Annotated in this window: 2 protein-coding genes; one reads left to right on the top strand and one right to left on the bottom strand. The window is 75.7% G+C overall.

The annotated features are described in order from the left end of the window. Positions 1-216, bottom strand: a 216-nt coding sequence (locus ACTIDRAF_RS34665; protein WP_026066475.1) for a hypothetical protein, incomplete at its 3' end; no start/stop codon positions are given. A 286-nt stretch (positions 217-502) separates the two neighbouring features. Between ACTIDRAF_RS34665 and ACTIDRAF_RS31245 the strand changes: the two genes are divergently transcribed. Beyond that, entirely contained in the window at positions 503-1,771 is a 1,269-nt protein-coding gene (locus ACTIDRAF_RS31245; RefSeq protein ID WP_016701380.1) for an FAD-binding protein, read from the top strand. Positions 1,772-1,925 lie beyond the last annotated feature (154 nt).

Here is a 1,925-nt window from a genome sequence, read left to right as displayed (position 1 = left end):
GCCCACGTCCTCCGTGGGCCGGCCGACCCCGTTGTCCGGCCCGTACCGCCCGGGCACGCCGCCGAGGACCGAACCGCCCGGGGCGGTGTGCCCCTCCGCACGCCCCGAGCCCCACGACCGCCACCGGCGCACCGGGTGGCCCGCCCCAGCGGAGCCCGGCGGCGACGGCAGGCAACGGTCCGAGCTGGACGTCCAGGCCCGGATCGTGCCCACCACCCCCGCACCCCCACCCAGCCCGGAACGAACCCGAGCCACCCCACCCGGCGCGGTGCACCCCCTGTTCGATAACACCGGCACCGTTGGCCGCGATTCAAGATCGAACGGTGCGAGCGGCACGGGCCGGGTTCCGAGTCCCTTCCGGACCGTCCCCGGGGGCACGGGGACCGCGATCGGGACGAACGGTCCACACGGGAATACCCGTTGGCCGAGGCGGGAGGACGTCGGAGGACACCCGGTCCCTCACCCACCGTGGCAACATCGGTGTTCGGGGAGAGGAGCCGGAATGGGCAACGGGGCCAGGCGGGACAACGACACGAGGGGGACGACGACGATGGCCGCACCGTCCTGCGTGTCGACGGACGCGGTGGCGCGTCACGCGGTGGCCCGGGACTGGGGAGGACAGGTCAGGGTCGTCCCCGACTACGTCGCACGCCCCCGGACGGAGGCCGAAGCCCAGGAGGCCGTGACCTGGGCCGCCGAGCACGACCTGCCATGGGTGCCACGCGGGCAGGGCCACTCCTGCGGGGGCCGAGCCCAGTCGGCGGGCATGGTGGTGGACCTGTCCGGTCTGGACACGGTGCACGACATCGGCCCCGACTTCGTCACCGTCGGCGCCGGCATCACGTGGAGCCAGCTCCTCGACGTCGCCGCCGAACACGGGCTGGCACCACCGGTGATCACCGACCACCCGCACCTCTCGGTGGGGGGCACGCTGTCGCTGGGCGGGGTGGGCGGCACCTCCTACCGGCACGGGGCGCAGGCGGACTCCGTGGTGCGGATGCTGGTGCTCACCCCCGAGGGCAGGGTGGTGCGGTGCGGTCCCCGGCTGCGGTCGGAGCTGTTCACCTCCGTGTTGGGCGGGTCGGGTACGGCGGGGCTGATCCTGCGGGCGACCCTGCGGCTGGTCCCGGCGCCGGGCCTGGTGCGGCGGATTCGGCTCACCGTCGACGGCGCCCGGGCCCTCGTCGAGGCGCAACGGAACCTGCTCGGTGACGAGAAACCCGACCACATGCAGGGGCAGGTGCGGGTGGTGGACGGCGACTGGCGGCACCGGCTGGACCTGGCCGAGTTCGTCGACGCCACCGCCGGCCCGTCCTGGGTGTCGGGGGGGAGACCGCTGCCGGCGGAACTCGCGTCCCACGCCGGGGAGGTGGAACGGACCCGGCACACGCACCGGGAGTTCGTCCACCGGGGAGCGGAGGACGAGGCACGGTTGCGGGAGGCAGGGCACTGGGACGCGCCGCACCCGTGGGCCGCCGTGTTCCTGCCCGACGCCCACGCCGAAGAGGCCGTCGAGGACATCCTCGGCGGGCTGGCGCCGCGCCTGCTCGGCGAAGCCGGCCTGGTGTTGGTGTACCCGCTCCGGAGCATCATGCTGCGCGCCGGGCGGCCCGCGCTGCCGCAGGGGGCGGTGGTGTGGCTGTGCGCCCTGTTGCGGTCCGCGCCTCCCGGGGACGCGGTGGCGGCACGCGAGATGGAGGCCGACAACGACCGGGTGCACCGCATCGCCGAGGCGGTGGGCGGCACCCGGTACCGCATCGGAGCGCGCTGACGCGGCCGGACCCCGGGCCCGCGGCCCCGGGGTTCCCACCCGTGCTCGCCCACCACCCGGCGGTCGGGCGGCGGGGGTCTCCTCGGCCCTGGCCGCACAGCACCCGGCGGTCGGGGCGTGGTGGTGGGCTGAGGCTCGGACGCCGACGGCGGGG

Origin of the sequence: Actinoalloteichus spitiensis RMV-1378 (genome assembly GCF_000239155.1) — a bacterium.
Lineage (GTDB): Bacteria > Actinomycetota > Actinomycetes > Mycobacteriales > Pseudonocardiaceae > Actinoalloteichus_B > Actinoalloteichus_B spitiensis.
The sequence above is the reverse complement of the archived record's forward strand: the minus strand, read 5'-3'. Positions and strand labels throughout refer to the sequence as shown.